Source organism: Streptomyces sp. NPDC093018 (genome assembly GCF_040684035.1).
In the GTDB taxonomy this organism is placed as follows: Bacteria; Actinomycetota; Actinomycetes; order Streptomycetales; family Streptomycetaceae; genus Streptomyces; species Streptomyces murinus.
The window spans coordinates 57,922-65,076 of sequence record NZ_JBFBFF010000019.1; the positions used below are offsets into that span (position 1 = coordinate 57,922).

Genomic DNA, 7,155 nt, shown 5'->3' on the forward strand with positions numbered 1-7,155 from the left:
CCCTAGGCGGCCCCGGCCCCGGTCAGGGAGCGCACCTCCGTCTCCGCGTACTTGGCCTCGTCCGGGATCTCGTCCGAGGTGACCGTGCCCAGCCAGCCGGCGAGGAAGCCGAGCGGGATGGAGACGAGGCCCGGGTTCTGCAACGGGAAGTACTGGAAGTCGACGCCGGGAAACAGTGAGCCACGGCAGCCGGACACCACCGGGGAGAGCAGGACGAGCCCGAGCGCCGGGACCAGTCCGCCGTACACGGCCCACACCGCGCCACGGGTGGTGAAGCCGCGCCAGAACAGCGAGTACATCAGCACCGGCAGATTCGCCGACGCGGCGACCGCGAAGGCGAGTCCGACCAGGTAGGCGACGTTGAGGTCGCGGGCCAGCAGGCCGAGCGCGATCGCCACGACACCGATCCCGACGGCGGCGAACCGCGCCACGGCCACCTCGCGGTGCGCCCCGCCCCGCTGTCCGCCGCGTGAGCGCCGGAGGGAGGCGTACAGGTCGTGGGCCACGGAGGCGGAGGAAGCGAGCGTGATGCCGGCGACCACCGCGAGGATCGTGGCGAAGGCGACGGCGGCCACCACCGCGAACAGAGCCGTTCCGCCGGTGGAGCCCGCGCCGCCGCCCAGGTCGAGGGCGAGCAGCGGCATCGCGGTGTTCCCGGCCGCGTTCGAGGCACGCAGAGCCCCCGGTCCCACGACCGCCGCCGCCCCGAACCCGAGGACGATCGTCAGCAGATAGAACCCGCCGATCAGGCCGATCGACCACACCACGGAGCGGCGCGCGGCGCGTGCGGTCGGCACCGTGTAGAAGCGGGACAGGATGTGCGGCAGCCCCGCGGTGCCCAGCACCAGAGCGAGGCCGAGGCTGATGAAGTCGAGGCGGGCGGTCCAGCTCCCGCCGTACTTCAGTCCGGGCGCCAGGAAGGCGTCTCCGTGGCCGCTGCGCCGCGCGGCCGTCACCAGCAGCTGGTCGACATCGCCGTGGAAGCGCAGCAGCAGGAGCACGGTCAGCGCGATCGTCCCGCCGAGCAGCAGCACCGCCTTGACGATCTGGATCCAGGTGGTGGCCCGCATCCCGCCCAGCGACACATAGATCACCATGAGCGCGCCGACCCCGATGACCGTCCACGCCTGGGCCGCCCCGCTCGCGCGCCCCAGCAGCAGCGCCACCAGGCTGCCCGCGCCGACCATCTGCGCCACCAGGTACAGCACGGACACCACGACCGACGAGGTGCCCGCCGCGATCCGCACCGGGCGCTCGCTCATCCGCGCGGCCACCACATCGGCCAGGGTGAACCGGCCGCAGTTGCGCACCAGTTCGGCGACCAGGAACAGCACCACCAGCCATGCCACGAGAAAGCCCACCACATACAGCAGCCCGTCGTAGCCGTACAGCGCGATGAGCCCGGTGACGCCCAGGAAGGAGGCCGCCGAGATGTAGTCGCCCGCGATGGCAAAACCATTCTCCATGGGAGAGAACAGCCGCCCGCCCGTGTAGAACTCCTCCGCCGAACCGCGCCGCCGCCGGCTCACCCATGTCGTGATCCCGAGGGTGACCGCGACGAACCCGCCGAACAACAGCAGCGCCAGCGTCTGATGAGCGCCGGTCACCGGGCACCTCCCCGTGTCTCCCGGGTCAACTCCTGGGTGTCCCAGCGCAGTTCCAGCGCCGCCCGGTCCCGCCGCAGCCGCGCGTGCCGGGTGTAGGCCCAGGTGAGCAGGAACGTGCTGAGGAACTGCCCCAGCCCCGCGAGCATCGCCACGTTCACCGCGCCCACCACGGGCCTCGCCATCAGCCCCGGAGCGGTGGTAGCCGCGACCACGTACGCCACGTACCAGCTCAGGAAGACCGCGACCCCCGGCACCACGAACCGCCGGTATCTGCCCCGCACTTCTTGGAAGGCGGCGCTGTGCTGCACCTCGACGTACACCTCGCGGGCGCGCGCCGCCGCCGCGTCCGGCTCCCCGCGTGCCGGGGGCACGGTCGGCGCGGGCGACCCGGTGCCGTACGGCTCGTCCCAGCCCAGGGCCGACGGGTCGTACCAAGGGTCTTCGTGCCGTACATCGCGGGTGGGTGCGCCGTGGTCCCTCCGGTTCTCGGCCGAACACTCGGGACCGTCCCCTGCTCCCCGGGCACGATCATCGCTTGACTGCATGCCCAAGGATGGACAGACCCGGAAGTTCCGTGACTCTTCTTCTCCGGGCTCTTCACCCCATCAGGTGACCTCACCCGGGCGGCCGCACCAGCCCCTTGGCGTAGGCGTAACGCACCGCCTGCGCCCGGTCCTTGAGGCCCGTCTTCGCGAACAGGTTGTTGATGTGCGTCTTCACGGTCGCGTTCGAGACATGCAGCCGGTGGGCGATCTCCTGGTTGCTGAGCCCCTCGGCGATCAGCACCAGGACCTCGGTCTCGCGCACGGTCAGCCCGTCCGGCGGGACAGGCGCCGTGGGCACGATCGCGGCCAGCTGGGGCTCTGCCTGCGACAGCCGCTCCAGCAGACGGCGCTGCACGCTCGGCGACAGCCCCGCCTCCCCCGACAGCACGCTCTCCACGGCGCGTACGATCTCCTCGCCGCCCGCGTCCTTGGTCAGATACCCGCGGGCACCGGCCCGCAGCGCGGGGAACAGCGACTCGTCGTCGGCGTACGTGGTGAGCACCACCACCTGGGTCCCGGGGTACTGCTCCCGGATCCGCCGGGTGGCCTCCACGCCGTCGCAGCGGGGCATCCGGAGGTCCATCAGGACGACGTCCGGGGCGAGTTCCCCGACCAGCCGCACCGCCTCCTCGCCGTCGCCCGCGGCGCCGATGACCTCGACGCCCGGCAGCAGCCCGAGCAGCATCACGATGCCCTCCCGGACAACGGTCTGATCGTCGGCGACCACCACCCGCGCCGGCTTCTTCTCCACCTCCGGCTCGGTCATACGGGCACCTTCAGTGTCACCGCGAACCCCTCCTCGTCCGGCCCCGCGTCCAGCGAGCCGCCCAGCAGTTCGGCGCGCTCGCGCATACCGAGCAGACCGTACCCGCCGCCGGAGGACGTGAGGTCGCCGGGCCGTCCGCCCGAGTCCCGCACATTCAGCGTCACTTGGTGGTCGCTGTAGTCGAGGCGCAGGTCCACCTTGGCGCCCTGGGCGTGCTTGCGGACGTTCGTCAGCGCTTCCTGGGCGACCCGGCGCACGGCCTGGGATGCCTCGGCCGGCAGGGGCCTGGGCTCACCCGTGACGGTGACCGCGGCGCCCTCGGCCCCGCTGACGAGTTCACCGAGGAAGTCCTCCAGCGGTGTCAGTTCGCCCCGCAGCGCGGACAGTGCCTGTCTGGTCTCGGCGAGGCCGTCGCGGGCCATGCCCCGGGCGGCCACCACGCGCTCCAGGATCCGCTCGCGGTCGGCACCCCGCTCGATCAGCAGCCGGGCCGCCTCCAGGTGGACGAGCTGCGCGGAGAGGCTGTGGGCCAGCACGTCGTGGATCTCGCGGGCGATTCTGGCCCGCTCGGCGAGTGCCGCGGACTCGGCCTCGGCGACTCTCGCGGCCCGCTCCTGGTCGAGCAGCCGCTGTGCGTTGCCGCGGGCCTCCGCGTCCAACCGCAGGACGTACCCGGCGAGGGCCATGCCCGCGACCGAGGCGGCGGTGGTCAGCCAGACGTCGTTGTTGAAGGCGGAGTACGCGGCGAGGCCCGCCGAGGTCACCGGAGTCGCGGCCGCGAGCGGGAGCCGCTCCAGGGCGGTGATCCCGCAGCCGCACCACAGGACGAGGGCCAGTGCCGTGAACCCCATGGCCTCGGCGGCGACCGCGATGCCCATGAGCGTCGCCAGCAGGAACAGGGAGGGGAGCAATCGATGCTGGTAGGTGGTGCGGAAGAAGGCCCAGCCGAGGAATCCGGCGGCGACGACGCCCGCGAGGGCGGCGACCCCGGTCCAGACGCCGACATGCTTCTGGTTGTACGCGCCCCACAGCAGCAGGGCGATCACCAGAACCCTGACGGCCCAGGCGAGCAGGCGGCGGGGGCGGGTGGTTCCGGAGCGGCCCAGCGCCTCTTTCGAGGGCCACCGCGTCCAGGCGTTCTCGGTCACAGGCGCTCCTCTCCGGCGGGCCTGCCGTCACCGTACGCCGCGGCGGGGCGGCTCGTGGCGCCGAGAGGCTGGGTGGTCAGGGGCGTACGAGCGCCGAGGGTGCTCGCCCGCCAGGTCAGGATCCCGGCGCGGACCAGCAGGGAGGCGGCGAAGCCGAGGAGCAGGGCGGAGCTGTGCTGGTGCAGACCGAGGGCGGCGCCGATGGCGAAGAGGCCCATGCGCAGGGCGATGCCGGCGACCCAGACGGCGGCGCTCGCCTTGGTGCCCTTGCTCCACACCGCGCCGTCCGGCTCGGTCCAGACGTGGGTGGTCCAGGCCCAGCCCGCGCCCATGGCCAGGCCGATGAGGAGTTCCACGGCGAGCAGTGCGGCGGAACCGGCGCGATGGTGGGCGTCGAGGATGCCGGGCTCGCGCAGCGCTATGACCCCGAGGATCAGCGGCAGCAGCCACCAGCGGCGGTCCGTGTCGATCGGGCGTGCGCGGAACTGCCGTACCAGCACGAGCGCGACGACGGCCACGATCACCAGCGCGTTGGCGAGCCCCACCATCAGATCCTCCGTGAGCGAGAAGTCGTTTGCCGGGAGCGAGCGCTGCCCGACGCTTCGAAGTTACGGAAATTCGCAGGTCGGGAGATCGGAGCCGGGGTGGATCACAGGTGGAGATCTTGGAGGACGTGCCTCCACCCAGGGGTGGAGACGGTCGGCCAGGCCCGGCTGGCCGATCGGTCGGGTCGGCGGGCGGGCGGCCTGGCTCACTGACTGCGGGTCGACCGGTCAACCGGTCAACCGGCCGGAGCACTGCCCGCCTCACCGTCGGTGCCGGGGCCCGGTTCGACGGACGCCTCGGTCCGGGAAAGGCCGGCGATGATCAGGCCGAGGGCGAATTCGAATCGCTGGTCGAAGCTGTCGGGGCCGACGTACGGCAGGACCTCGGCCAGGGCCGGGTAGTCGGTGGCCGGGGCCTGGTCCGGGTGGAGAGCCGGTGCGGTTTCCTGGGCGGCCTGCTGTTCCTGGGTGAGGCCCAGGGTCAGATAGAAGATCGACCAGTGGGTCCACGCGGCCGTGCGCGGCGAGTGGCCGGCCGCGAGCAGGGTGGCGATCACGGTGTCGGCGTAGCGCAGCGTGTGCGGCTCGGCCGCGAAGACGCCCGCGACCATCCTGGCGGCGTCGCGGTGGGAGAGCAGCGCCGCGCGGCAGCGGCGGCTCAGTTCCCTGAGCCGGTCGGGGAACGCCTCGGGCAGCGGCTCGTCGAGACAGTGCGCGAGGAGTTCGTCGGAGGCGAGTTCGAGCAGGCGGCCCTTGCTGGAGGCATGCCAGCGGACGGTGTTGTGCTGCACGCCGAGCCGGGCCGCGACGGCGCGCATGGTCACGCCGTCCAGTCCGTGCTCGTCGAGGACCGCCAGCGTGGCGTCGACGATCTCGCTCCGTGTCGTACCCATCCGATGCGCCTCTCCGGTCGGTTCGCGCGCCCTGTCGCCCCAACCACTGTTGTCCAATGGACAATTCTAGGGCATGCTCGCTCTTATCCAATGGACAAGAACGAGAGGAAGTGATGGTCATGCTCGACGTGCTCATCGCCGGAGCCGGTCCCGTGGGGCTCTGGCTGGCCGCGGAGCTGCGTCTGCACGGGGTGGAGGTGACCGTCGTGGAACGCCGGGCGGCACCGGACGGACGGTCGCGCGCGGTCGGCATGCAGGCCGGCACGCTGGACACCTTCGCCACCCGCGGACTCGCGAAGCGGTTCATCGAACGGGGCACCCCGGTGCCGACCGGTCACTTCGGGGCGGCGACCACCAGGCTGGACTTCTCCACGATCGGAGCGGTGCATCCGTTCATGCTGGCGCTCGGCCAGTCCGTCACCGAGCAGCTCCTGGAGGAGCACGCGGTCGCCGTGGGCGCCCGGGTGCTGCGCGGGGAGGAGGTCGTCTCGCTCACCCAGGGGCCGGACGACGTCGAAGTGGTGATCCGGGCCGGTGGCACCCATCGGACCGTGCGGGCCCGCTGGGTGGTGGGCTGCGACGGCACCCGCAGCGCGGTGCGCCAGGCGGCCGGCATCGACTTCCCCGGTCAGGACACCACACTGACCGGGTGGCTCGCCGATGTCGAGCTCGACGACGCGCCCGGCGCGCCGCTCGCCGCCACCGGCCCCGCCGGTTCGTTCCTGGCGGCCCCGATCGGCGACGGCGTCCACCGGCTGGCGGGCCTGTCCACGGCCACCATGCACCGTAGCGCCGGTGATCCGCTGACTCTGGAAGAGGTACGCGAGCAGACCCGGACGCTTCTCGGACGGGACCTGGGCATCCGCAACCCCCGGTGGCTGTCGCGCTACGGCAACGCCACCCGCCAGGCCGCCCGGTACCGGTCCGGACGGGTGCTGGTGGCCGGGGACGCTGCGCACATGTTCTTCCCCGCCGGAGGGCAGGGCATGAACCTCGGCATCCAGGACGCCACCAACCTGGGCTGGAAGCTGGCCGCCACCCTCCGGGGACGGGCGCCCGAAGGACTGCTCGACAGCTACGACACGGAGCGCAGGCCGGCCGGCCGCGCCGTCATCGACAACACCCGTGCGCAGCTCGCCCTGTTCGCCGCGGCGAGCCCGGAGCAGATCGCGCTGCGCGAGGTCTGGTCCGCCGCGCTGGCCGAACCGCGGACCAACCGCCAGTGGGCCCGCAGGATCGCCGGTTTCGACGACCCGCTGCCCGCCGACGCCGCACCGGGCGCGCACCCACTGGACGGCACGCGACTGGCCGGCCTCGCCCTGGAGGCGGCCGAGGCGCCCACCGTCCATCCGTTGATGCACCGCGGCCGATTCCTGCTGCTGGATCTCGACGGGACCCGGACGCCGTGTTCCGCGGGCGGTCTCGAACAGCGGGTGGTCACCGTCGACGCCGAGGCGTCGGACCAGATCTGGCGGGGCGTCACCGCTGTCCTGATCCGACCGGACGCCCGGATCGCCTGGGCGGGTACCGACACCGACCCGCAGCGCCGGGCCGCGGACTGCCGCACCGCACTGAGCACCCTGTGCCTCTGAGCGTTCCCGGTGGGCCGGTCCGTAGGACACCGGCCTATCAGCGCGGTGGGCCGATCAGC

General features: G+C 72.5%; 7 protein-coding genes. 1 reads left to right on the plus strand and 6 read right to left on the minus strand.

Going from position 1 to position 7,155, the window contains the following annotated elements:
* Positions 1-2 precede the first annotated feature (2 nt).
* The 6 genes from AB0N90_RS31610 to AB0N90_RS31635 form a co-directional block, all read right to left on the minus strand.
* Positions 3-1,607, minus strand: a complete 1,605-nt coding sequence (locus AB0N90_RS31610; RefSeq protein ID WP_365202402.1) for a cation acetate symporter — start codon at positions 1,605-1,607, stop codon at positions 3-5.
* Complete coding sequence (locus tag AB0N90_RS31615) at positions 1,604-2,152, minus strand: DUF485 domain-containing protein (RefSeq protein ID WP_365202404.1); 549 nt, start codon at positions 2,150-2,152, stop codon at positions 1,604-1,606. The genes AB0N90_RS31610 and AB0N90_RS31615 overlap by 4 nt, the downstream gene beginning before the upstream one ends.
* Positions 2,153-2,222: 70 nt before the next feature.
* Positions 2,223-2,918, minus strand: coding sequence for a response regulator transcription factor (locus AB0N90_RS31620; protein WP_365202406.1), 696 nt, complete (start codon positions 2,916-2,918; stop codon positions 2,223-2,225).
* Positions 2,915-4,066 (minus strand): histidine kinase, encoded by a 1,152-nt coding sequence (locus AB0N90_RS31625; protein WP_361677754.1) that lies wholly within the window; start codon positions 4,064-4,066, stop codon positions 2,915-2,917. Before AB0N90_RS31625 ends, AB0N90_RS31620 begins: the two co-directional genes overlap by 4 nt.
* Complete coding sequence (locus AB0N90_RS31630) at positions 4,063-4,614, minus strand: DUF1453 domain-containing protein (protein ID WP_365202408.1); 552 nt, start codon at positions 4,612-4,614, stop codon at positions 4,063-4,065. Before AB0N90_RS31630 ends, AB0N90_RS31625 begins: the two co-directional genes overlap by 4 nt.
* A gap of 233 nt (positions 4,615-4,847) precedes the next feature.
* On the minus strand, positions 4,848-5,504 hold the full coding sequence (locus tag AB0N90_RS31635) for a TetR/AcrR family transcriptional regulator C-terminal domain-containing protein (protein ID WP_365202410.1): 657 nt from the start codon (positions 5,502-5,504) through the stop codon (positions 4,848-4,850).
* A 119-nt stretch (positions 5,505-5,623) separates the two neighbouring features.
* On the opposite strand from AB0N90_RS31635, the gene AB0N90_RS31640 reads away from it, so the two are divergent.
* Positions 5,624-7,096, plus strand: a complete 1,473-nt coding sequence (locus AB0N90_RS31640) for an FAD-dependent monooxygenase (RefSeq protein WP_365202412.1) — start codon at positions 5,624-5,626, stop codon at positions 7,094-7,096.
* Positions 7,097-7,155: the final 59 nt, after the last annotated feature.